The sequence below is a fragment of the Corallococcus sp. AB038B genome (assembly GCF_003668955.1).
GTDB classification, from domain to species: domain Bacteria; phylum Myxococcota; class Myxococcia; order Myxococcales; family Myxococcaceae; genus Corallococcus; species Corallococcus exiguus.
Map to the genome: position 1 here is coordinate 193,510 of NZ_RAWO01000002.1, position 23,844 is coordinate 217,353.

Here is a 23,844-nt window from a genome sequence, read left to right on the forward strand (position 1 = left end):
ATGTCTCGGGTTGGCTCCAGGGGCGCCGCACCATCGCCGTCTGTCCGTGCTGACCCTGGGTGGGTCACACGCAGCCTGCGGCGGGTGGCGGCACCGGCTTCGCCACCCACCTTCCTCAGTCAATGACTAGCAGAGGCCAGCCCAGCGGACGTAGCCGTAGCCGCCGGTGCAGGTATAGGGCGCATAGCAATAGAGTTGGCCGCGGACCCAGTTCTCGCCGTTCGACGAAAACACAGAACTGTCGGTGTTGAAGTGGTTGCCGTACTTCAGTGGGAACACGACCATGGAGGACGTGTTGGGCTGGCTGTAGATGCCGAGCTCGCTCCAGCAGACCGTGTAGACAGACTGCTGGTGAAATCGAGGCTGCTCCGGGGTGGGCTGTGGCTCGGAGCCCGTGGAGAGCTCCTCCTGGGACTCGGCACCACAGCCCGTGCTGAGCAGCGCTACACCGCCAGCCAGGCCCACAAGCATTCGCAGGTTCTTCATCATGTGTTGTTTTCTCCGTGAAGTATGACGCCGCGCATCGTCCCCCATCGGCGGGCAGTTGCCAGAGGAGGACGCGTTGTTTCAACGCGAGCCACGCGGCGCGGGGCTTATAGCGGAGGCGCTCTCCGCGCATCAAATGCGGGGGATGGCTCGCCCGGTAACACGGCAGCCTGCTGGATGTTGGATAATTTACTATTTCTCGTTTTGCGGCTATTGAAATGTGTTTGGCGCATGCATGGATGGGGACGCGCAGTCGCGCGCTGTCCCTTCCTCGAACAAGAGGTCTGCATGCGTAGACTTTCCTTGGCGTTGCTGTTCGGTGTCTCCCTCGCCGGTTGCGGAGGCGACCTGGAGTTGGAGAACCAGGAGATCATCTCCAACCTGACCGAGGCCGGCTTTCCGGTCAGTGACATCCAGGTCTTCGACGGAGCCGTGTACGTGGGCCGCGACGCTCACGTGACCCTCGAGGCGTCCCGCGAGATGCTCCAGCCCCTGGACGGGAGTGCTGAGCAGTACCGCACCACGAACCAGGTCGGCACGGGCGTGACGAAGATCTGCGTCAATCCCACCGCGGCGTTCAACGGCTATCCGAACCTGAGCCAGGGCCTGGACCTGGCCATCGCCAACTACAACGAGCAGGGGCTGCGGCTCACCTTCGCTCGCGGACCCACGACCGGCTGTACGGCGAACATCTCCGCGGAGACCACGACCGGCACCGGAGGCCAGGCGGGATTCCCGTCGAACGGGATTCCCTATGGGGTCTTCTATATCGGCACCGGATTGGACGCCTACAGCGCGGACGTGAATGAGCACGTCATCACCCACGAGCTGGGTCACGCCATCGGCTTCCGTCACTCGGACTTCTACAACCGCAGCATCAGCTGCGGCATTGGTGGCGACGAGGGCGATGCGGGCGTGGGGGCCATTCACATCCCCGGGACGCCCACCACGGCCACCGTGGGCGGCTCCGTCATGAACTCGTGCTTCCGGTCGACCGAGACGGGCGAGTGGACCAGCTCGGACATCACCGCGCTGGCCGCCCTCTATCCGGGCGGGTTGGTCCAGAGCTGCTCGAACTACAACATCGTCTCCTATCGCGGGCAGAACGGGACGCAGATCCGCTGCGGCTGCGGCGCGGTGGGAAGTGGCACGGTGTGGGGGACGGACCGCTACACCGACGACTCGAACGTCTGCGTGGCCGCGTTGCATGCCGGCGCGATCGGTCCGGTGGGTGGGACAGTGGTGGTCACCATCCAGGCGGGACAGGCCAGCTACGCGGGCACCACGCGCAACGGCGTCACCACGTTGGCCTACGGTGCCTGGGCGGGGAGCTTCTCTGTCAGCGGCCTGCCGCCTCTGCCGAACGCCTGCTCCAGCTACGACTTCACGTCCTACCGCGGCCAGAACGGGACGCGCCTCCGGTGCAACTGCGGTCCGTTGAGCGGCGGCACGGTGTGGGGGACGGACCTCTACACGGATGACTCGAATGCCTGCGCGGCCGCGGTGCACGCGGGGGTGATTGCGGCTTCGGGTGGGAACGTGACCGTCACCATCCAGCCGGGTCAGGCCAGCTACACGGGCACCACGCGCAACGGCATCACCACGTTGTCCTACGGCGCCTGGTCGGGGAGCTACTCCCTCACCCCATAGTCGTCACGTTCGCATCCAGAACGAGCGGCCCCTGGGGGTGTTTGCCCCGGGGGCCGTCTACTGACGGTCAGGCCTCGGTGGTATCGGCCCGCTCGGCGTCCGGGTGCTCCTCACTACAAAATCGTGGCTATCCGCTATTCGTTGACGCTCAACGCCAGCGTGCTGACGCCTGAGGAGGTGGCCATCAGCCGCTTCGGCGGGCCGGAGTGGAGCGCCGAGGTGGACAGGGATTGCCTCCGGGAAAATCGGGTTGCGGCAACTTCTGTCACAGTTTGTCTCGCTTTGCGAGAGGATGTTCTTGGGAGGGCACGACACCTTGTTCGTGTTCCGGACTCCATGTGACAGTCTCCGCGCGGTGGCTCGCGCCGCTGAACCCAAACCATGGAGCTTTGGACATGCGTCTTCCCAGTGCAACGCCTGAGGTGAAGTCCAAGCAGAACGGGACCGATCTTCTGCGGCGACTCATCGCCGGGGAGTCGGTGCCGGATGTCTACCGCCTGGGAAGCCTTCGGCACGGCGGCCACAACCTCTTCGCCAAGAAGGAGAAGACGGAGGAGGAGCTCGCCAAGGAGAAGCTGGCGAAGGAGAAGAGGGAGGCGGAGGCCGCGGCGCTCGAGTTGGCGAAGGCGAAGCTCAAGCAGGGCCTCATCGCGCAGGGGACACAGCAGGTCCAGGGGTTCGTCGCGGCGTTCCTGCAGAAGCTGGCGGGGCCGCGGCTGGCGGTGTTTCGCGAGGGCACAAAGGATGGCCACAAGCACGAGCGGGGATACCAGAGCTGGGGCAGCGGCACCTCCAGCCTGGGGAGCGTCTATGAGTTCACCTCCGCCGCGAAACCGCTCGAGGACTCCTTCCGCAAGGTCTTCATGGCGATGAAGAACTCCCTGGAGGGGGCCCAGGGTCTCCCGTACCCGTTCCAGATCCGGCTGAGCAAGTATGACACCCAGCACGCGCACCTCTTCTACAACCCGGTGCTCGACGAGATGGGTCTCATCTTCCACTCCAAGGAGTATCCGAAGGACATCCCGACCCTGAGCGACGCGGGCAAGGCAGGGGACACCTACAACGACTGCGAGGTGCGGGATTCCACCAAACAGCGGTATGCGGAGACCTTCTACGGCCGCAACCTGCTCTGGCTCCACAGTACCCAGTCCCTCTACATGCTGGACGGAGCGCCAGACAGCAGCATCTTCAAGGATCTGATCTGGGTCGGCTGGATCGCCGATATGTTCCTCGAGGATGGCATCCGTGACAGTGACCAGCTCTTCGGCCAGTTCGCCTACAAGATTGACCAGAGCCTGTTTGGCGTGACGTGGCTCCATATCAACTTCTTTGACTACAACATGTTCGTGGGCGTCGCGGCGTAACCCGGTGCCGCCAAACGGCGACCCGCCAACGACTGTTGCTTGCGCGTGGGGTCGTCGCTCGGTCCGAGGTGGGTCACGCAGACCTTACCTTGACGGGGCTCCAGTGACCTGTCCGCCGGCTGGGAGCATTGCTTGGGCGGTCCCGTTGCACCCTCCCTCCTCTTCAACAGGCCCCATGCCTTTTATGCGTTTCACGGGAAGTGGGGCATTGTGACTGACTGAAACAAGTCAGTGGGGGGCGCAGCGACAGCCTCCATTCAATGGAAAGTTCATGCACGCAATGAGAGCCGGCAGGGTTCTGCTGTTGGGATTGGTATGTGTCGCCTTGGGCTGTAGCAGCAAGGCGCCGGAAGACAAGCCGTTGGCCCGCAGTGCCTCGCCATTGACGGAGGAGTGGACGGCCACCGGCACCATGGCCGAGTCGCGCAAGTATCACGCGGGCGTGGTGCTGGCGTCGGGCAAGGTGCTGGTGCTGGGCGGCTACAACGCCAGCGGCTATTTGTCCTCCTCCACCGTTCATGACCCTGCGACAGGCACCTGGACGGCCGCCGCCCCCATGCCGGCGCCTCGGCAGGTGCTCACCGCCACGCTGTTGAATTCAGGCAAGGTGCTCGTGGCGGGCGGCGAGAACGCGACGGGCCGCCTGGCTTCCACGGCGGTCTATGACCCCGCCACCAACACGTGGGCTTCCGCAGGGAATCTTGCCTCGAGTGTGGCTCGCGATTCCCTGACGGCGACGCTGCTGCCTTCGGGCAAGGTGCTGGTCGCGGGCGGAGGCAACACCAGCGGCGCCAAGGTCAATGTGGATGTGTATGACCCGGTGGCGGGAACCTGGAGCGTGGGCCCGAACCTGGGAACGGCGCGGCGCAATCACACGGCGACGCTGCTGACGACGGGGCAGGTATTGGTGGTGGGCGGCGTCGTGAGCGCGAGCCTTGCGACGGCGGAGGTGTATGACCCGACGAGCAATACCTGGACGGCGACGGGAGGGCTGGCGACGGCGCGCTACAACCATACGGCGACGCGGTTGCCCTCGGGCAAGGTGCTGGTGGTGGGCGGGCGCGGCAGCGGTGTGGGCGTGCTGGGGACGGCGGAGATCTACGATCCGAGCACGGGGACATGGAGCGCGACGGGCGCGCTGGGAAGTGCGCGGGAACTGCACACGGCGACGCTGCTGAGCACGGGGAAGGTGCTGGTGGCGGGGGGACAGAGTGGGAGCGCGTTGAACAGCACGGAGCTGTACGACGAGGCCAGCGGGACGTGGAGCGCGACGACGCCGATGGGAGTCGCGAGATACGTGCACGTGGCGGTGCCACTGGAGGGGAAGGTTTTGGTGGTGGGAGGAACCGGGAGCGCGAGCCTGGCGACGGCGGAGGTGTATGGGTATGACGCATGCGCCGGGGTGAGCTGCAACAGCGCGCCGGGGGCGTGCCACGAGGCGGCGGGCACGTGTAGCAATGGGGTGTGCAGCTATGTACCGAAGGCTTCGGGCGCGGCCTGTGATGACGGGAATGCCTGTACCGGATCGGACGCGTGCAACGGCGCGGGTGTTTGCGCGGGAAGCGCCGCCCACTGCGACAGTCCGCCCGGGCAGTGCTACGAGGCGGCGGGCGCATGCAGCAACGGGACGTGCTCCTACACGTACAAGGCGGCAGGCGCGGGGTGTGATGACGGGGATGCATGCACGGTAGGTGAGACGTGTAACGGGAACGGAGGGTGCGCGGGGACGCCGGTGAGCTGCACCAGTCCGCCCGGGCAGTGCTACGAGGCGGCGGGCACATGCAGCGCTGGAGCGTGCACCTATGCGCCGAAGGCCGCGGGCACCGCCTGCAATGACGGCAATGGAGGCACCCTCAACGACGTGTGCAACGCGACGGGGGCATGCGCGGGAGTGCCGGCGTGCACGACGCCTCCGAGCGCATGCCATGACTCCCCGGGCACCTATGCCAACGGGGCCTGTACGTACCCGGTGAAGGCGGCTGGGACGGCATGCGGCGCCGGTCAGGTGTGCAACACGACGGGCCAGTGCCTGAGCGGGTGCTGGATTGGAGGGGCTTACTACGCGGCGGGGACCACCCACCCCAGCGTGGCATGCCAGGAGTGCAACCCGGGCATGACGACGAGCGGTTGGAGCAACAAGGCCGTGGGAAGCACGTGCGCTGCCCCCGCGTACGGAAACTGGGGGAGCTGCGATGGATTCAGTGACACGTGCGATGAGTCGGGGAGCCAGTCGCGCACGGTGACGGCGTCTGCCTGCACCAGCAGTGGGGCATGTGCGGGCACGGGCTCGAGCGAGACGCAGGCGTGCACTCGAAGCACGGGAGGCACGGCGTGCGGTACGAGCTACGGAGGCTGGGGAAGCTGCGAAGGCTTCAGTGACTTCTGCGACACGACGGGGACGCAGTCGAGGACGGTGACGGCTTCGACGTGTGGCTCCGGGACGTGCAATGCGTCGAGCAGCAGCACGGAGACGCAGGCGTGTACACGGGCGGCCCCCAACACGAACTGCGCGGCGCCCAGCTACGGGGCGTGGGGCGCGTGCAGCTTCAGCGATGCCTGTGCGCAGACGGGGACGCAGTCAAGGACGGTGACGAGCCACGGCTACAGCTGCGCCAGTGGGCAGTGCGTGGCGTCCACGAGTACGGAGACGCAGGCGTGCACGCGCAACACGAATGGTGCCAGCTGCGGTGCTCCCAGCTACGGAGGCTGGGGAAGCTGCGGTGGCTATAGCGATACCTGCGACCAGACGGGAACGCAGTCACGCTCCGTCACTTCGTACACCTGCTCCAACGGGACGTGCGGTTCCTCCTCTAACTCGGAGTCGCAGGCATGCTCGCGAAACACGGAGGGTACGTATTGCGGTACCAACGCCGGAGGTTGGGGAAGCTGCGGAGGATTCAGTGACTACTGCGACGCGTCAGGGTCACAGTCGAGGACCGTGACGGACTACGCGTGCGGAGGTGGATCGTGCAACCCTTCGAGTAGCGACACTGAGTCGCGGACGTGTACACGGACGGCACCCGGTCCACAGTCCTGCCAGGCTGGCTCCGAGAGTTGGGGCAGCTGCGGCGGGTTCAGCGACTTCTGCGATTCGACGGGTACCCGTTCGCACACCGTGACCAGCTATAGCTACAGCTGTTCCACCGGACAGTGTGCGTCCTCGACCTCGACGGGTTCGGAGTCGTGCTCACGGACTGCCCCCGGTCCCCAGCCGTGCCCTTCGAGCTATGGGAGCTGGAGCGCCTGTGGTGGATTCAGCAGTGCATGCGACGCGACGGGCACGCAGTCTCGCCAGGTGACTCACTACACCTATAACTGCGCGACGGGACAGTGTACGCCAACCTCCAGCAGCTCGGAGACCCAGGCGTGTACGCGGAATCCCGGTCCGGATGCGTGCGGGGCGCCAGTCGTCGGGCAGTGGAGCGCGTGCAACAGAGCCACCCCCTGTGGGCAGGGGCTCCAGACAAGGACGGTGACGAGTTACAGCTGCGCAAGTGATGCATGCTCATCGTCCACGACCACGCAGACGCAGGACTGTTCAGTCTCCGCGATGCCGGGTTGGACGCTGTGCGGCGATGGCTCGTGCACGACCCTGGAGAACGACAACAACAATTGTGGCGCTTGTGGGAATGCTTGTACGGGCCCCAAGTACAATGTGTGCATGGGGGGAAGCTGCTGCTTCAACCCGAACAACTGTTTGTAGGTCCTCCCGCTTCAGCATGAGGAGTGGTGGCTGTCGGTGCTGCCACTCGGAGAGACTTCACCCGTCTCTCCGAGTGGGAGCCCGCGGCCTGATGCGGCGTGGCTAGTAATTGAGCCAGCGGTAGCCCGTGGTCGCCGAGCCCGAGCACAGCAGGGAGTTCGGCTTCTGGGTCGTGGCGTTGCAGCAGTCCTTCGTGGCGTTCGGGGTCGTGCACCGCTGGTTCACGTACTGACTGCATGACGGCAGCCCGCTGCACGATGACGGACACGCGGTCGACACGCCGTCGCACGTCACGCCCTGGTTGTTCGTCGACGTGCAGGTGGTCCCCGTACAGGAGACCGACGTTCCCCCAGCGCAAGTCGCCGTACAGGTGGCGAACTGAGACACCGTCCGCGCTTCAGCCTCGGGGGCCATCGTGTCTTCGAGGGCTGGGCCGCCGCAGCCCAGGAGGGAAAGGCCAATAAACGTCGCCATCGCTGCAAGAGAGATCTTCATGAGAAGCCCCTGGAGGTCCTTCGAGTGAGCCTCAAACGCTATCATGGAGACTGCGGAGTCCACCTTGAGCCGCGACTGTCAACCATTTCCACGTGAGGCTCTCATGAGCCTTGCAAGACGATTCTCTGGGAGCGCATATCCGCCGACGTAGGCATCTGCTCGTCTCGGATGACGAGTTGTTGCGACGCTTCGGCCTATCGGCGCTTCCAGCTGTAGAGGTAGCGGGACTTGAACCCGCTGACTACTCGAACACGCCGATGCCTGGGTCGCTGCCGCCGGGCTTCGCGGGCTTCGTGGGCCGGGTCGGCGGAGCGGCACGCACCGGCTCCAACCGCACGCTCACGCGCTGCTCCGCCGTGTCCGCGAGCCGGCTGTAGTCCAGGGTCTTCTCCTGGTCCTGATGTCCGGAGAGCTTGAAGCGCAGCTCGGTGACCTTGGAGCGCGGCATGAGCAGCTTGGTGGGCGTGGTGCCGATCTGCGCATCACCGTCGAAGATGGCCGCGCCGGACGGCGAGGAGGTGAACTCCACCGTCACGTCCTGCGGCAAGGCCGCCGGAGGAGGCGTCGCCGGCGGATCCTGCACCCGCGTGGACGGCTGCGCTTCCACAGGCGCCTTCGGAGGCGTCATCACCACGGGGGCCTGCGGCGTCTCGCCACCACCGCGCGCCATCACCACCGCCACGCCCGCGCCAATCAGCAGCAGCGGCACGCCGATGATGGCCGCCTTCACGCCCCCGGACATGCCCTTGGGCGGCGGCGGAAGCTCCGGCTCCACGTGGCGGGGGGCAGGGGGACGCGGCCTGCTCGACGACGCCGGCGCAGGGCTGTTCCCGTTGGACGTCGCCCGCGGAGCCGCTGCCTGCGCTCCCGCCGACGTGCCGCCCCTTGGCGGAGCCAGGCCCACTCGTGACCCGGTCTTGCCCGTGGCCGGCGCTCGGCCCGCGCGGCTGTTGGAACCCAGCCGGCTGCCTGAACCCGCACGACTTCCCGAACCCGCGCGACTGCGGCTGCCCGTCCCGCGCTCGGCGCCGGGCGTGCCGCCCGTGGGGTGCGCGTCCAGCTCCTCCGGGGACAGGCCCTCCACCGCGTCCAGCAGCGAGTCGATGAACTCCTGCGCGTTCTGGTACCGGTCCTCCTTCTCCGGTGCGAGCGCCTTGGTGAAGAAGGCGTCCAGCTCCGGCGGCACCGGCGCGCCCTGGCGCTTGCTGTTCACCGGGGGCACGGGCTGCGTCAGCGACGCCGTCAGCGCCTTGCGCACCGTGTTCGCGCCGTAGGGCGAGCTGCCCGTGAGGCAGAAGTAGAGGACGCCCGCCATCGAGTAGAGGTCGGAGCGCTGGTCCACGGACTCGCCGCCGGCCTGCTCGGGCGGCATGTACTGCGGGGTGCCCAGCACCTGGCCGGTGGAGGTGAGCTGCTCCTCCTCGTCCTGCTCCAGGGCCTTCACCAGACCGAAGTCCAGCACCTTGACGAAGTCCTTCCCGTCGAGCGCCTGGACCATGATGTTGTGCGGCTTCAGGTCGCGGTGGACGCAACCCTCGTCGTGCGCATGCGCCAGTCCCAGCGTGGCCTGCTCCAGCAGGTTCACCGCGCGGCGCAGCGTCATGGGCCCTTCGCGCTTCACCAGCTCCTTGAGGCTCTCCCCCTTGAGGAGCTCCATCACGTAGTAGCAGGTGCCGTCCGCGGCCCGGCCGAAGTCGAAGATGGTGATGACGTTCGGGTGGCGCAGCCGGCTGGCGATCTCCGCCTCGCGGCGGAAGCGCTCGAAGAACTGGGGCGCCGCGGCGAGCGACGGGTTGAGCGTCTTCACGGCTACAGGCCGCTGCACGGACGTCTGCGTGGCCCGGAACACCATGCCCATGCCGCCCTGGCCCAGGACGCTTTCAATCTTGTAGCGGCCGTCCAGCACCTGGCCCAGGAGCTGGAGGCTCTGCGCCGAGCACAGGTGATCTTGACCTTCGGTACTACCGCAATGGGGACAGGGGGCGGCCATGGGTGCCGGGAGTATAGGCAAGCCCCGCCTTCCGCCCAACCGGGGAGATGTGCTCCCTGGGCAGTCAAGCAGGCATCAGAACCGTTCCCGAAGGGCTTTCGGGCTGTTATCTCCCCCCTCCGCCATGAGCCTCGTCATCGCCCAGGACATCAGCCTCGCCTACGGAAAGAAGGTCCTCTTCGACGAGGACAATTTCACCCTCGGTCCCAGGGACCGGGTGGGCCTGGTGGGGGCCAACGGGACGGGAAAGTCGTCCCTCATGAAGATCATCGCCGGGGCGAGCCTGCCGGACGGGGGCACCGTCCAGTACAGCCGCCGGGCCCGGGCGGGCTACCTCCCCCAGGAAATCGCCGGCCTGCCGGAGGGCACGGTGGTGGAGGCGGTCATGAGCACCGTCCCCGGCCGGGACTCCCTGGAGGTCCGGCTGAAGGACACGGAGGCGGCGCTCGCCGGCAGCTCGGATGAGGAGGAGCAGCTGGAGCTGGCCCAGACGCTGGCGGACCTCCACGCGGAGCTGGACGACTTCGAGAACCGCTACGGCCGGCACCACGCCGAGCGCATCCTCAAGGGCCTGGGCTTCAAGGACGCGGACCTGTCCAAGCCCACCCAGGCGCTGTCCGGCGGCTGGCGCATGCGCGCGGCGCTGGCGGGACTGCTCCTCCAGGACCCGGACCTGCTGCTGTTGGACGAGCCCACGAACCACCTGGACGTGCCCACGCTCGCGTGGTTCGACGGGTTCCTGCGCCGCTCCAACAAGGCGATGGTGCTCATCTCCCACGACCGCGACTTCCTCAACCGGCAGATCAACCGGGTGGTGTCGCTGGAGATGGAGGGCGTGCGCGAGTACGCCGGCAACTACGAGGACTACAAGCGCCAGCGCGCCGAGGAGATGGTGCTCCTGCAGGCTCGGGCGGAGAAGGTGGAGCAGCGCCGCTCGGAGCTGCAGGGCTTCATCGACCGGTTCGGCGCGAAGGCCACCAAGGCGAAGCAGGCGCAGAGCCGCGCGAAGATGCTGGCCAAGCTGGAGAAGGTCCAGGTCCTGGAAGAGCGCCAGACGATGAAGTTCCGCTTCCCGGAAGTGGAGCGCAGCGGCCGGGACGTGGTGTTGATGGAGGACATCACCAAGCGCTACGGCGCGCTCACCGTCTACGACGGGCTGAACGCGCGGCTGGAGCGCGGCCAGCGCATCGCCGTGGTGGGCGCGAACGGCGCGGGCAAGACGACCCTGCTCAAGATGGTGGCGGGGGAGCTGGCGCCGGACAGCGGCAAGGTGACGGTGGGGCACAACGTGGTGGTGGGCTATTACGCGCAGCACCACGCGGACAAGCTGGACCGCCGCAACACCATCATCGAGGAGGTGCGGCCCCTGGCCGAAGACAAGCCGGAGAGCTACGTGCGCGGCGTGCTGGGCGCGTTCCTCTTCAGCGGTGACGACGTGGACAAGCCCATTGGCGTGCTGAGCGGTGGCGAGCGCGCCCGCGTGGCGCTGGCGAAGCTGCTGCTGGTGCCGTCCAACTTCCTCCTGATGGACGAGCCGACGAACCACCTGGACCTGGACTCGTCCGAGATGCTGATTGAGGCGCTGAAGCTGTACGGCGGCACGCTGCTGTTCGTCAGCCACAACCGCAGCTTCATCAACAACCTGTGCACGCACGTCTGGGAGGTGGCGGACGGCAAGCTCACGTCGCACGCGGGCAACCTGGACGAGTACCTCTACCACCAGGAGCAGCTGCGCCTGGCGGCGGAGGGCGCGGACACGGGCTCGGCGAGCGGGAAGGGCGGGGCGGCGGGTGCGGGCCCGGTGTCGGAGAAGGACCGCAAGCGCCTGGAGGCGGAGGCCCGTCAGCGGCGCTCCGTGGTGGAGGGCCCCATCAAGAAGGAGATCGCGAAGCTGGAGGAGCGCATCGCGAATGTGGAGGCCGAGCAGAAGGAGCGCGAGGGCCAGCTGGCGGACCCGGTCCTCTACAACGACTTCGCCCGGGCGAAGCCGCTGATGGACGCGCACCGCACGGGCAAGGAGGAGCTGGAAGACCTCTATGCCCGTTGGGAGGCCGCGCAGGAGAAGCTGGCGGCGGCGCAGGCGTAAGGGGCCTACTGGACGTCGAAGGTCTTCCGGACTGGGGCGCCACCGCGCTCGATTTGCAGCTCGATGCGGCGGGCGTCCCGCAGCTTCGTGAAGGCTTCCAGCGCCTTGTCGGGGCTGTCCAGGTCCAGGCCGTTGATGCGCTGGAGCACGTCTCCGTTGCGCAGCCCCATCCGTGCGTAGAACGACTCCTCGCGGATGGAGAACAGCTTGAAGCCCACGGGGCGGCCGTCCTTGAAGGCGGGCACCACCCGGGCCTGCATCGACAGCTCGGGCAGGTGCGTGAGCGCTTCGGTGACGTCCTCGCGGGGCACGGCGTAGGTGTCTGGCCCCGTCTCCCGGATGCCGCGGCCCAGGCCGGAGCCTCCGGACTGCGCGGCCCCCGGATGGGCGTTCACCGCGACGGGCGGCACGCTCCCGAATCCGTCGACGTATTCGAGCCGCCCGTCCACCAGCAGCAGGATGCGCTCCCGCTCGATGGCGAAGACCCGCGCCCCCTGGATGAAGTCGCTGACCATCAGGCTGTGCGCGCTGCCGGCCGGGAGCTCATGGATGGAGGCCATGGACCACCTGGGGTCCTGTGCCACCAGGGTGCCCAGCAGCCGGATGGCCAGCGTGCTCCGGCGCAGATCCTGCTCTGGCGCTGGAGTCACCTCCACGCGGGGGGCGGATGAGAGCCCCGTCAGTTGTGCCAGGCGCGCCCCATCCAGCGCCGTCGCGGGAGGCTCATGGGATGGCACCTGAGCCGCGGCCCAGGTGTCGCGGATGCCTGGCAGCACGAAGGCGCTGGTCACCTGATTCACGATCAGCGCGGCCGTCAGGGCACACGAAAAGACAAGCAGGACGAACAGGCCCTGAGTGGGCCGCTGCATTCCATCATTCATGACAAAGGCCTCCCTGTTTGGAACAGGGAGGCCTTGAGCAAGTCAGGGGCCAGCGGCTCCCCAGAGGGAGCGCGGTGGGCGCTGAAGCCCGGTCAGGGACCTCGTGTCAGGAATCGCGGTGCCAGGAATGACAACCCGTCATGACACGGTGTCCGTCATCCCTCAGTGGCCGTAATAGAAGGACGAGCCCCAGAGGTAGGCGGTCCGGCTGGCGGGAGCCGTGCCCACCAGGCAGTGCGCGCCGTCATAACCGCCGATGACGCAGTGGGGAGTCGGCGTGATGTAGAGGTTGTTCGCCCACTTGAACGGCGTCGAACCCCAGGGCAGCGGCATGACGAAGCAGTTGGCCCCGTCGAACGTCGACGGCGCGGGGCACGCGTTGCCGGGGCCGGGCGTCAGGTAGAGGTTCCCGGACCAGACGAAGTAGCTGGTGCTCCAGGAGGGGTAGGGAAGGATGTAGCAGTTCGCCGTGTCCCAGCCGGAGGGCGCCGGGCAGTAGGTGCCGGGCAGCGCGTTGACGTAGTAGGCGTTGTTGTGGACGAACGCCGTCAGCCCGGAGGGCACGTTCATCACGTGGCAGTTCGCCCCGTCCCAGCTCGCGGTGAGGGGCGCGCCCGTGTGCGACGTGACTTTCGGCGCGCAGGGGTTGTAGGGGTTGTAGGGCGTGGCTGCTGAGAAGAACGCGTACGAGTCGGCGTTGCGGATGGCGCTGCTGGGATCGACGCTCGCGAGCGTCAGGTTGGCGGAGTAGCCGTACTGGATGTCTTCCGTCTGCGCCACGACCCGGAAGTGGCTGACTTCATGAATCAGGGTGTCTGCCTTGGAGCCCGGACCCGTCATGGGCGCGGGCCAGAATCCGGAGCACAGGTGGATTTTGTATTCCTTCCGGGGCTTGACGTAGGCGTAGGCGTTGCTTTGGTTGCAATCGCAGTAGAACTTGAACGTCTCGTTGTCCACGGCGTTCCGAATCTTCCGGAAGTTCTCACGGACGGTGCTGTAACGAGAGCTGTCGTAGGCGCCGAACCATTGGGTGTAGCGAGTCACCGGACTCCCCGCCACCAGGTAGTCATAGGAGTCGTTCGCGTAGTTGAGGGCGTGCTGCCGGGCGTCGATCAGCGCGTTCTTCTGCGAGCTGCTGCACTGCTTCCACTTCTCGTTGCTGCCATTGACGATCTTGGTCTGCGGTTCGTCGTCCAGGTCGTCCGGATCCAGGGGCGGCTCGCGACCCTCGATGTCGAGGAAGACGACGTTGGAGATCGCCGTCCCCCGGCCCATCTTTGCGTCCAGGAGCTCGGTCTTGAACTGGACCGCGTAGGTACCCGAGACGGAGAGGTCGTAGTTGTCCCAGAGCGAGGCGATGCCCGAGATGCTCTCTCCCGGCTTCAGCGTGATGTAATCACTGTCCACGGGCGCGTCGCGCCGGTAGAGCCGGCCGATGTAGTCCACCGGCTTGCGCTCCATGGCGACGGTGAAGATGTCCGCCTGGATGCCATCCACGACAGGCGTCTGGTAGCCGAGGATCCGCACCGGCTCCTTGGATACGTTCGTGAATGTAACGGCGAGGTCCACGGGCACGTCCGCCGGAAACTTCGCCACCTTGGACGTGAGCTTGATGTCGATGGCCTCCACGGCGCTTGCGCGTAATGGGATTGAAACGAGCGCGGCCACGATGAGACAGGTCAATTTCATCCAGACAGGGTGCAACGCCCTGGGTGAAATTTTCAACGTGACAAATGCGTCGTGCGAGACGCGGATTTGTAACCTGAATTGCTACAGCGGCTATTTGAAGATCTTCGACAGGAGCCACACGACGGCGGATTCAGCGGCGCTGTTGTTCAGGTGCCGGGCCCGGCGGCCGTAGGTCTCGCTGGGTTGGGCCTTGGTCAGCTCGTCCGTATACGGCGCGGAACCGTCCGGCGCGCAGCTTCCACAGTACAGCCGCTCCTCCCAGACGAATCCGTAGCGAACGTCCATCCGCCGGCCGCACGTCACGCAGGCCGGTTCGTCACCCACGCGCACCTTGGGCAACAGGCTCAGGCTTCGCTTGGGGTCGTACTCGTGCTCGAAGTCCGCGGCGATGGGCTGTGGCTCATGGCGGGTTTCCGGCTCCGCGGTCTTCTGGAGCCGGGCCAGCTCCTCCGCGTCCAGGGCCACGCCCCGGCACTTCGTGCAGACGTCCACCGCCACGTCCCGCAGCTCCACCATGGACAGGGGCGCGCTGCCGCACGTGGGGCAGGTGGGCGCCTGACGCCCGCAGGACGGACAGCCCGGGACGTACTGGAGCGAGGCCTCACAGCCCTTGCAGCACCCGGGCTTGCCCTTCGCCTGCTCGAAGACGGCCGTCAGCGTGGGCGCGCCGACGACGCGCGCCAGCATCTCCTCCTCGAACCAGGCGGCCCCGCAGGCACCGCACTCGTCGCGCACCAGCCCCCGGGCGTAGGTGTTGCGCATCGTCGTCTGGCAGAAGGGGCACGCCTGCATGGCGCCCTCAGCCTACCGGGTCTTTCCCGGAAACGGGATGCCGCGCGACTCACCCCGTGCGGCGGCGCTTCTCCTTCTTCGGCTTGGGCTCGGGCGTCTTCGGGGCCGGCGCGGGTTCGCGCAGTTCCTCCGGGACGGGGAGGGCGGGCTGGGAGGGACGCGTGGGCGGCGCGGGGGTGCCGTCCGGCAGCGCGCCCTCCACCTGCTCGGAGGGCAGGGCCGGCAGGCGGATGATGAACGTGGTGCCTTCGCCCGCCTTGCTCTGCACGCTGATGCTGCCGCCGTGGTTCTTCACGATGCGCTGGCAGATGGCGAGCCCCAGGCCCGTGCCCTTCTGCTTCGTGGTGAAGAAGGGCACGAAGATGTGCGGCTGTTGATCCGCCGGGATGCCCGGGCCGTTGTCGGAGACGCGCACCTCCACGAACTCGCCGCCCGCGCTGCGCAGGTCGCCGAAGCGCTCCGGCTTCTCCGTGCGCACCGTGATGCGGCCCGGCTGCGGCCCCAGCGCCTGCACCGCGTTCTGCACCAGGTTGATCAGCACCTGCTTGAGCTGCTCCGCGTCGCCTTCCGCGCGCGGCAGGCGCAGGTCCAGCTCCACCGCCAGCTCCGCAGTGGGCGGCATGTCGTTCTGGATGAGCCGCATCGTGCGCGTCACCACCTCGTTGAGGTCGGTGGGCCCGAAGTTCTGCTTCAGCGGGCGCGAGTAATCCAGGAACGCCGTCACCACGCCGTTGAGCCGGTTGACCTCTTCCACGATGACGTCCAGGAACTCGCCGTCCTCGCCCGGCAGCTTCCGTGGATCCAGGCACTGCGCCGCGCCCTTGATGGCGCCCAGCGGGTTGCGGATTTCATGCGCCAGGCCCGCCGCCATCTCACCCAGCGCCGCCAGACGGTCCCGCTCGCGGATCTTCTCGTACAGCTTGGAGTTCTCCAGCACCGTCGCCATCCGCTCGGAGACCTCCAGGATGAGCGCGATTTCATCCGACGCGTACGCCTCCGGCACCCGTTCGTCCCACAGGTTCAGGAAGCCGATGACGCGGTCATTGCCCATCAGCGGCACGCTGATGCCGGCCTTCATCTGGAGCAGCGCGGCGCGCGTGTCGTTGAGCCGCTTCAGCTCGTCGCGGAAGCGCTTGCCCTCCACCGCCTGCACCCGCATCACGGTGATGCGCCGCTCGATGTTCTCCAGCAGCACCGCCTTCTGCCCGCTGGCCACCGCGAAGAGCACGCCGCGCGCGGCCGCCGTGTCCAGCAGCGCCACCGGCAGCGGGCCTCGCGAGTCCAGGAGCCGGTAGCCCGGCCGGTCCTCCGCCATCAGGTACACCGACGCGTGCGTCACGCGCCCCGTCTCATGCAGCGCGTCCAGCACCACGCGCGCCAGTTCGGAGATTTCGATGATGGACGCCATGCGCACGCGCAGGGTGCTCAGCGTGCCGAGCAGCGCGAAGCGCTCGCGGAAGAAGATGCGCACCACCATCTCCTCCACCTTGGTGCGCAGCGGATCCAACAGGATGAGGATGACGAACGCGGCCACCACCGTGTTGAAGACGAAGAGCGACGTGTTCTCGTCCACCCACGCCGTCAGCACCGTGAACACCGACGCCAGGATGACCGCCAGCACCGTCTGCGAGGCGATCTTCCCCAAGAGCTCGTGCAGGTCCATCAGCCGCAGCCGCAGGAGCGTCTGCGCGAGGAAGAACAGGTAGAGCGTCGCGAAGACGGGGCCCAGCGTGGGGAACGGGATGTCGTTGCGCGACAGGAAGTCCAGCCCGTTGAACAGCACCGCCGCGCCCGCGCCAATGGCCAGGTACGCCAGCCGGAACTGCTCGATGCGCGACTCCGTCGTGCGCACCCGGTGCACCAGCAAGGACACGGAAGTGAACAGCGTGCCCAGCACCCAGGCGCCCAGCGCCAGCCGGGCCCATCCATTGTCCGCCAGGGGTGTAACGGCGACGGTCAAGCCCAGCACGCCGGACAGGAGGGCGAGCCGCCGGCCGACCTGGTGGGCTCCCTTGCTGACCCCCAGGAACTCAAGGAAGAAGGCGACCGCCGCCCCGGGCACCAGGGAGACGGCGAGCACCGTCGCCCCGAGGGCGATGCGGGACACCCAGGGGTAGTCCTGCGAGGGAAAGATGCTGTGGAAGAAGAGGCTGAGGTAGTACCCGGCGACCGTCAGGGTGAAGACGGAGTAGAGCGTGAGGACCCGGGGTCGTCCGGGGCGCAACAACATGGACACGCCCAGCGCCAGACCGATGATGGAAGCAAGCAGTGCGCTCTGGGTGCGGATATCCATGTGCAGGCGGACAGTCTAACCTCTGTCAGGGGCTGGAAATTTTCCAACCACCCCCAGTTGTCCTCGGGCGTGCCCGAGCGCATCTCCCAGGGTCCCCGAGGCCCCCGCGAATGAAAGTGTCCCTCCAGCATCTCGCCCTCCTCGCCTCCGCGGCGCTGTTGTCCGCGCAGGCTCCCGCCCCCGCCGTCCCCAGCACTGCCCCAGCGGCTCCGGCCGCCACGGCCACGGCTCCCAGCGACGACACGGATCAGGCCCCCACGACGCGCACGGACAACGCGCCGTCGGAGGCGCAGCTGACGCCGCCGCCGGACGCGGACAAGGCGCCGTTGCCGGTGGGCTACGTGCAGGTGTTCAACCCGGCCTTCCCGGGGATCGTGCCGCCCACGCCGGTGGTGCACCGCGGGCGCCGCTACGGGCTGGAGGACCTGACGCCGTACTTCGCGGACGGCAAGAAGCGGGACGCGAAGGACGCGTTCGACAAGGGCCAGTACACCAAGGCGCGCGCGCTGCTGGAGGGTGAAGGGGACAGCCCGCCGGTGCGCTACCTGCGCGCGCTGTCCGCGGTGCGGGCCGGGGACGACAAGTCGGCGGCGACGGAGATGGCGGCGCTCGCCAACGACTACCCGGCGCTGAAGGACCGCTGCCTCACGCACGCGGGCGTGGCGCTGGAGTCCCAGGGCCGGCTGGATGACGCGGCGGCCAGCTTCACGCAGGTGCCGGAGGGCTCGCGCATGTACGTGGACGCGCGCCTGGGCCTGGCGCGCGTGCTGCGCAAGAAGAAGGATTACGACGGCGCCATGGAGGCGCTGACGCCGCTCACCCAGCGCATGATGACGGGCTGGGGCCGCAACGTGGGCGCGGAGGCGCTCATCGCCACGGCGGACCTGGCGGTGGAGAAGAAGGACAAGGCGGCGGAGAAGGCCGCGCTGTGGAAGCTGTGGGCAGCCCAGCCCCTGTCGCCCATCGTCAAGCAGGTGGAGAAGCGCCTCAAGGGGCAGACGCCGCCCCTGGACGCCAAGGTGGGCCGCGCGGAGGCGCTCATCGAAGCGCACCGCAACAAGCAGGGCATGGCCATCCTGGAGCCGATGCTCAAGACGATGAAGGTGCCGGACACGCTCGCGTGCCGCGCGCACTTCGCGTTCGGCAAGGGTCAGCGCAAGGAGCGCCAGCACACGGCCGCCATCCAGATCCTCACGCCGGTGGTGGAGCAGTGCAAGGACCGCGACCTGCTGGCCCGAGCGCTGTACGTGCTGGGCTCGTCGCGCTCCATCGTGGATCAGCAGCACGGCCCGGACACCTACGAGCGGCTGGCGAAGGAGTTCCCGGACCACTCGTTCGCGGACGACGCGCTCTTCTACGCGGCAGACCTGTACGTGAAGACGAACCGCCCCAAGGAGGCCATGTCGCGCCTGGACGAGGTCGCGCGCCTGTACCCCAAGGGCGACTTCCTGGGCGAGGCGCTCTTCAAGGCCTTCTGGGTGGCGCGCACGTCGAAGGTGGAGGACGGGGGCTTCTCCTTCCTGGACCGCATCGAGGTGCAGTTCGCCAACGCGGACGAGTCCTACGACGTGGAGCGCGCGCAGTACTGGCGGGCTCGCACGCTGGAGGAGCGCGGCAACATCCAGGGCGCCGCGGAGCTGATGGAGAAGCTCGCGGTGGAGCACCCGGCCACGTACTACGGCCTGATGGCGCGCTCGAAGCTGGGCGAGCTGGACCCCAAGCGGCTGGAGGCCGTGTCGTCGTCCATCTTCGACGTACCGGAGGCCGCCAGCCCCTGGCCGATGTTCGCGGGCCCCATGGGGGACGACCCCCACTTCCGCGCGGGCGTGGAGCTCTTGCGGCTGGGCTTCGCGGACTCCGTGTCGTCGGAGTTGATGCTGGTGAACCGCGCCAACCAGCCGCCGGAGTCCATGCGGCTGCTGGTGATGGTGCTGTCTCAGTCCGGCGACGCGCGGTCGGCGCACGCCATCGCGCGGCTCGCGCTGCGCAAGGACCTGAGCGGCCGCATCACCGCGCAGACGCGGCCGGTGTGGGAGGTGGCCTATCCCAACGCGTTCCGCGACCTGATTGAGAAGCACACCGCGCCCGCGGGCGTGGAGCCGGACCTGCTCCAGGCGCTGATGCGCGAGGAGAGCGCGTTGGATCCCAAGGCCCTGTCCTGGGCCGGCGCACTGGGCCTCACGCAGCTGATGCCCTCCACGGCGAAGGGCGTGGCGCGCGAGCTCAAGGTGAAGCACTTCACCGTGGACTCGCTGCTCCAGCCGGAGCTGAACATCCGCTTCGGCGCGCACTACCTGGGCGGCCTCATCAAACAGTTCAAGGGCCACACGCCCTACGCGGTGGGCAGCTACAACGCGGGCTCCGGCGCGGTGAACCGCTGGCGCGCGGCCAAGCCGGACCTGGCGCTGGATGCGTGGGTGGAGGAGATCCCCATCGCGGAGACGCGCGGCTACATCAAGCGCGTGCTGCGCTCCTACAACACCTACCAGCTGCTCTACGGCCGCGTGCCGAAGGTGCCGGTGATGCCTAGTGCATCGCGTTAGTGTGTAATCCTGGCTGAAGCCTGAATTCGCGCTTTCTTTGTGGAGGGGGAGGGGCGGGCCGTGATTTCGTCGGCCGCCATGCTCCCCCTCCCAACGCGAATCGCTCCCCTCGCCGTCGCTGTCTTCACCCTGGTGGCTTTGTGTCTTCCGGCTGAAGCCGAGGCGCAGGCCTGGTCGCTGACGAACGCGCAGCGGCAGGCGTTCCTGCGCTACTACGCGCCGGTCATCTTCAAGCGCGCGAATGGCAACGGCAACGAGCACGGCTACGACTGGCTGACGAACTTCGACTTCGACCAGGACGGGGACTTCTCCAACAACAAGCTGCACTGGAAGCAGATCAACCAGTACGTGGACGCGTCCCGCACGGGGCCCAGCGCCTTCGACAAGTGGCGCATCCGGCCCACGCTCTACACGTCGCTGATTGAGTACATGGACGGGGGGAAGAACCTCGTCCTCGTGTATCACCTGTATCACGCGCTGGATAAGAACGCGGCGGGCAACTGGCAGCTGCATGACTGGGAGCGCGTCGAACTCCAGGTTCGCAACGTGGTGGGCAACCCGGGCAGCGGCGAGACCGTGGCGTTCGCGGTGGTGACGCAGCACAAGCGCAACGTGGTGCGCCGGGCGGGCAGCGGCGACCTCCAGTTCATGCAGACGGGCACGGGCAGCCACCTGCTCATCTGGCAGGCGGAGTGGTCCGACAAGCTGCTGGCACCGCATGGGCAGGAGCTGCGCTTCGTGACGGACTCGTACTCGTTCTTCGCGGGCCGGATGGCGTCCGGCGGGAAGGCGGAGGCGGACGTGAACAACGACGACGGGCGCAAGAAGCTGCACTACGTCTTCGTGCCGGAGGACGACGGGGCGGCGGTGACGGCGTTCAACGCGCAGCCCATCCGGTACGCCACTGCGGACGCGCTGGCCAGCCGCTACGACAACGGGGACTCCGCCAACTGGCCCGCGGTGAAGCGCGTCACGTACGAGTTGCAGGACATCGCGGACATCCTGCCGACGCACTGGGAGCTGGGAGGCTATGCGACGCACTGGCTGCCGGACTCGCCGCGGTTCTTCTACCTGGAGAGCCCGGTGGTGAACGAGGCGGGCCAGGCGGAGGTGAGCGCGGGCATGCAGCGCTTCTTCTCCAAGACGCGCGACGTGGAGAACCAGGACGACCGCGAGGGCTACCCGTCAAAGGCGTGGTTCTTCGGCACGTTCGAGCTGAACGACAAGGCGTCTGACACGGGCGGCGGCGGTGGCTCGTTCGGCGACAAGGTCTGGGCGGGCACGGCGGTGGACTCGCGGGGCCAGACGCGCATGAGCGCGAGCGGTTACCCGGCGTCGGCCAATTCCTACTGGTGGCAGCACGACTTCTTTGCGCACTCGGGCGTGACGGACGACACGGACGGGCGGGAGCAGGGTTTCTTCCTCCAGGGCGGGTGGTACCTGCCGCAGAACGGCGGCTTCGACGGGCGCTGGGTGCAGCTCTTCGCCGACCGGCCAGGCAAGGAGCCTGGCGAGTACTGAATTGGTCCTGATTGCCGGGGGGCGGCAGAGCGAGAAGCGGCGCTCATGTCCCCCCGTGCAGGAGCACTGGAAGAATCTCGGGACCGGAGTGGGACTGGTAGGCTTGAGGGGCAGTCCCACCCCCTCGTTTGCGTGAAGGAAACACGCCATGAGCCAGCCCAGCGCCCCCAGCCCTCAACAGATAGACCTCAACCGCACCGCCGTGGAAATCGCCCCCGAGACCTTCTGGGTCGGGAAGCGCGAGCCCGGCGGCATCTTCTTCGCCAACCCGTACCTGCGCCGCTTTCGGGGCACGGACACGCGGACGAAGAAACCCGCCGAGTTCAACCTCCTCATCGACCCCGGGTCGAGCAGCGACTTCTCCACCATCCACACGAAGGTGGTGTCGCTGATTGGCGGGATGGACCGGCTGTCGGCGCTCTTCATCAACCACCAGGATCCGGACGTGGGCTCGTCCGCGAACATCATCTCGGCGCGCTACTCGCCGCGCGCGAGCATCCTGTGCTCCGAGGACACCTGGCGGCTCATCGTCCACTTCAACCTGCCGCGCAATCGCTTCATCCCGACGGAGAAGTTCTCGCAGGGGCTGAGCGTGCCCACGGGGCACAAGCTGTTGCCGGTGCCGTCGCCGTTCTGCCACTTCCGGGGCGCGGTGATGCTCTACGACCCGCAGACGCGGGTGCTCTTCACGGGCGACCTCTTCGGCGGCCTCACGGACAGCAAGGCGCAGGGCCTGTGGGCGGAGGAGTCCGACTGGACGGGCATCCGGGCGTTCCATCAAATCTACATGCCGGTGAACTCGGCGCTGGTGCGCGCGGTGGCGGCCATCCGGAAGCTCACGCCCGCGGTGGAGATGATCGCCCCGCAGCACGGCCGCGTCATCCGGGGCAAGCTGGTGCAGCAGTTCCTGGAGCGCATGGAGCGGCTCCAGGTGGGCCTGGACATCATCGACGAGGCGCAGGACCGCACGCACCTGCAGGCCTGGAGCGCGGTGATTGACCGGGTGCTGAACCTGGCGCGCGGCTACCTGGGTGATTCGGTGGAGGCGAAGCTCACCGCGAGCGATCAGCTGTCGGACACGGCGAAGTTCAATGGCAAGCGGCTGGAGGTGAGCCGCATGGGCAAGTGGACGCTGGAGCACGTGGTGGAAGTGCTCTGCCAGGGCGAACCCACGGAGATTTCGGGCCCCATCATGGTGGAGGCCACCATCGCCGCCGCTGAATACAACCTGCCCACGCCCCACCTGGACATCGAAGGCGCAGGCGCGCCGGCCCCCGTCTCGCTGCTGGAGTCGTGAGAGGGGAGGGCGGGTGCATTCCAAGGACCGTGACAGCGGAGGGTTGACCTACCTGGGCCCGGATGCGCTGAACGCGCGGCCGGGCAACGCCGTGGCAGAGGACGGCTCGGAGCCGACGCTGCCGCAGGTGCGGACGCCCGTGTCTCCGGGCGGCACGTTGATCCAGGGCGCGGTGACGCCGCAGCCCCTGGTGCCCACGAGCCAGGGCCTTGTCCCCGGGCAGGTGGTGGCGGGACGCTACCGGGTGGAGAAGTGGCTGGGGGTGGGTGGGACGTCGGCGGTGTATCAGGCGCTGGATTCGAAGAAGCACCAGCGCGTGGCGCTCAAGGTGTTGGCGGTGCCGTATGCCGACGAGGCGATGGTGACGCGCTTCCGCCAGGAGGTGGACCACGCCCGGGCGCTGGAGCACGTGAACATCCTGCATGTGTTTGACGTGGGCTCGGATGGGGACCGGCACTACCTGACGGTGGAGCTGCTGGAGGGCAGGGACCTGCGTCAGGTGATGATGGAGGGGCGGCCTACGTTGGCCAATGCCTTGCGGTGGCTGACGCACGCCACGGTGGCGCTGGAGCACGCGCACGCGCAAGGGGTGCTGCACCGGGACGTGAAGCCCGGGAACCTGTTCATCACGCGCACGGGCGTGCTGAAGCTGATGGATTTCGGGCTCGCCAAGAGCGCGCATGTGATGGGCAACACGGCGCAGGGGGCGACGCTGGGGACGCCGGAGTACATGGCGCCGGAGCAGGTGACAGGTGTGCCCGTGTCGCCGGCCACGGACCTGTATGCCCTGGGTGTGGTGGCGTACGAGCTGCTCACCGGGCAGCTGCCGTTCCGTCACGCGCAGCCTGTTCCGCTGATGCTGATGCACGTGCAGGAGACGCCTGTGCCTCCGAGGAAGCGGCGTCCAGAGCTGCCGGAAGCTTTCGAGCAGGTCGTCCTCACGCTGATGCGGAAGCGACCCGAGGAGCGTTACGCGAGTGCAACGGTGCTGCGCGCTGAACTGGCGAAGCTGTGGCCGCTGGCACTCCAGCACGGGCGCGCGTTATAGGAGGGC

At 67.5% G+C, this 23,844-nt stretch carries 15 protein-coding genes; 8 read left to right on the forward strand and 7 right to left on the reverse strand.

Translation table 11 applies throughout. The features are described from left to right. Positions 1-126: 126 nt before the first annotated feature. On the reverse strand, positions 127-486 hold the full coding sequence (locus D7Y04_RS12120; protein WP_147477095.1) for a hypothetical protein: 360 nt from the start codon (positions 484-486) through the stop codon (positions 127-129). Between the two features lie 288 nt (positions 487-774). Between D7Y04_RS12120 and D7Y04_RS46510 the strand changes: the two genes are divergently transcribed. From D7Y04_RS46510 to D7Y04_RS12135, 3 genes are all read left to right on the forward strand, one after another. Then, positions 775-2,136, forward strand: coding sequence for a M57 family metalloprotease (locus tag D7Y04_RS46510; RefSeq protein ID WP_121759885.1), 1,362 nt, complete (start codon positions 775-777; stop codon positions 2,134-2,136). A 395-nt stretch (positions 2,137-2,531) separates the two neighbouring features. Further along, the gene (locus tag D7Y04_RS12130) at positions 2,532-3,500 is read left to right on the forward strand and encodes a hypothetical protein (protein ID WP_147454743.1); all 969 of its coding nucleotides are present in this window, start codon (positions 2,532-2,534) and stop codon (positions 3,498-3,500) included. A gap of 361 nt (positions 3,501-3,861) precedes the next feature. Beyond that, positions 3,862-7,203, forward strand: coding sequence for a kelch repeat-containing protein (locus tag D7Y04_RS12135; RefSeq protein WP_158627500.1), 3,342 nt, complete (start codon positions 3,862-3,864; stop codon positions 7,201-7,203). 102 nt (positions 7,204-7,305) lie between these two features. Here the strand turns inward: D7Y04_RS12135 and D7Y04_RS46375 are convergent, their stop codons facing one another. Together D7Y04_RS46375 and D7Y04_RS12145 are read right to left on the reverse strand one after the other, a co-directional pair. After that, positions 7,306-7,428 carry a hypothetical protein gene (locus tag D7Y04_RS46375; RefSeq protein ID WP_255428411.1) on the reverse strand — a complete coding sequence of 41 codons (123 nt, stop codon included), beginning with the start codon at positions 7,426-7,428 and terminating at the stop codon, positions 7,306-7,308. A 511-nt stretch (positions 7,429-7,939) separates the two neighbouring features. Then, complete coding sequence (locus D7Y04_RS12145; RefSeq protein WP_121759438.1) at positions 7,940-9,688, reverse strand: serine/threonine-protein kinase; 1,749 nt, start codon at positions 9,686-9,688, stop codon at positions 7,940-7,942. Between the two features lie 124 nt (positions 9,689-9,812). On the opposite strand from D7Y04_RS12145, the gene D7Y04_RS12150 reads away from it, so the two are divergent. After that, complete coding sequence (locus tag D7Y04_RS12150; RefSeq protein ID WP_121759439.1) at positions 9,813-11,774, forward strand: ABC-F family ATP-binding cassette domain-containing protein; 1,962 nt, start codon at positions 9,813-9,815, stop codon at positions 11,772-11,774. A gap of 5 nt (positions 11,775-11,779) precedes the next feature. Here the strand turns inward: D7Y04_RS12150 and gspC are convergent, their stop codons facing one another. The 4 genes from gspC to D7Y04_RS12170 all read right to left on the reverse strand — a co-directional run bounded on the left by gspC (position 11,780) and on the right by D7Y04_RS12170 (position 17,429). Next, positions 11,780-12,655 (reverse strand): type II secretion system protein GspC, encoded by an 876-nt coding sequence (gene gspC, locus D7Y04_RS12155; RefSeq protein ID WP_147477096.1) that lies wholly within the window; start codon positions 12,653-12,655, stop codon positions 11,780-11,782. Between the two features lie 162 nt (positions 12,656-12,817). After that, on the reverse strand, positions 12,818-14,344 hold the full coding sequence (locus tag D7Y04_RS12160) for a M35 family metallo-endopeptidase (RefSeq protein ID WP_121759441.1): 1,527 nt from the start codon (positions 14,342-14,344) through the stop codon (positions 12,818-12,820). Positions 14,345-14,434: 90 nt separating this feature from the next. Next, positions 14,435-15,136, reverse strand: a complete 702-nt coding sequence (locus D7Y04_RS12165; protein WP_120598596.1) for a zf-TFIIB domain-containing protein — start codon at positions 15,134-15,136, stop codon at positions 14,435-14,437. A 49-nt stretch (positions 15,137-15,185) separates the two neighbouring features. Beyond that, a complete protein-coding gene (locus tag D7Y04_RS12170) occupies positions 15,186-17,429 on the reverse strand; it encodes an ATP-binding protein (RefSeq protein ID WP_121759442.1) in 2,244 nt (747 codons plus the stop codon). 110 nt (positions 17,430-17,539) lie between these two features. Between D7Y04_RS12170 and D7Y04_RS12175 the strand changes: the two genes are divergently transcribed. The 4 genes from D7Y04_RS12175 (at position 17,540) to D7Y04_RS12190 (ending at position 23,838) form a co-directional block, all read left to right on the forward strand. Then, positions 17,540-19,972 (forward strand): transglycosylase SLT domain-containing protein, encoded by a 2,433-nt coding sequence (locus D7Y04_RS12175; RefSeq protein WP_121759443.1) that lies wholly within the window; start codon positions 17,540-17,542, stop codon positions 19,970-19,972. 78 nt (positions 19,973-20,050) lie between these two features. Beyond that, a complete protein-coding gene (locus tag D7Y04_RS12180; RefSeq protein WP_121759444.1) occupies positions 20,051-21,493 on the forward strand; it encodes a hypothetical protein in 1,443 nt (480 codons plus the stop codon). Between the two features lie 148 nt (positions 21,494-21,641). Then, positions 21,642-22,790 (forward strand): hypothetical protein, encoded by a 1,149-nt coding sequence (locus tag D7Y04_RS12185; protein WP_120599780.1) that lies wholly within the window; start codon positions 21,642-21,644, stop codon positions 22,788-22,790. Between the two features lie 13 nt (positions 22,791-22,803). Beyond that, positions 22,804-23,838, forward strand: coding sequence for a serine/threonine-protein kinase (locus tag D7Y04_RS12190; protein WP_121759445.1), 1,035 nt, complete (start codon positions 22,804-22,806; stop codon positions 23,836-23,838). Positions 23,839-23,844: the final 6 nt, after the last annotated feature.

Coding starts and splice junctions, on each gene's coding strand:
- D7Y04_RS12120 (WP_147477095.1), bottom strand. CDS start 486: ATGAAGAACCTGCGAATGCTTGTGGGCCTGGCTGGCGGTGTAGCGCTG.
- D7Y04_RS46510 (WP_121759885.1), top strand. CDS start 775: ATGCGTAGACTTTCCTTGGCGTTGCTGTTCGGTGTCTCCCTCGCCGGT.
- D7Y04_RS12130 (WP_147454743.1), top strand. CDS start 2,532: ATGCGTCTTCCCAGTGCAACGCCTGAGGTGAAGTCCAAGCAGAACGGG.
- D7Y04_RS12145 (WP_121759438.1), bottom strand. CDS start 9,688: ATGGCCGCCCCCTGTCCCCATTGCGGTAGTACCGAAGGTCAAGATCAC.
- D7Y04_RS12150 (WP_121759439.1), top strand. CDS start 9,813: ATGAGCCTCGTCATCGCCCAGGACATCAGCCTCGCCTACGGAAAGAAG.
- gspC (WP_147477096.1), bottom strand. CDS start 12,655: ATGAATGATGGAATGCAGCGGCCCACTCAGGGCCTGTTCGTCCTGCTT.
- D7Y04_RS12160 (WP_121759441.1), bottom strand. CDS start 14,344: ATGAAATTGACCTGTCTCATCGTGGCCGCGCTCGTTTCAATCCCATTA.
- D7Y04_RS12165 (WP_120598596.1), bottom strand. CDS start 15,136: ATGCAGGCGTGCCCCTTCTGCCAGACGACGATGCGCAACACCTACGCC.
- D7Y04_RS12170 (WP_121759442.1), bottom strand. CDS start 17,429: ATGGATATCCGCACCCAGAGCGCACTGCTTGCTTCCATCATCGGTCTG.
- D7Y04_RS12175 (WP_121759443.1), top strand. CDS start 17,540: ATGAAAGTGTCCCTCCAGCATCTCGCCCTCCTCGCCTCCGCGGCGCTG.
- D7Y04_RS12180 (WP_121759444.1), top strand. CDS start 20,051: ATGCTCCCCCTCCCAACGCGAATCGCTCCCCTCGCCGTCGCTGTCTTC.
- D7Y04_RS12185 (WP_120599780.1), top strand. CDS start 21,642: ATGAGCCAGCCCAGCGCCCCCAGCCCTCAACAGATAGACCTCAACCGC.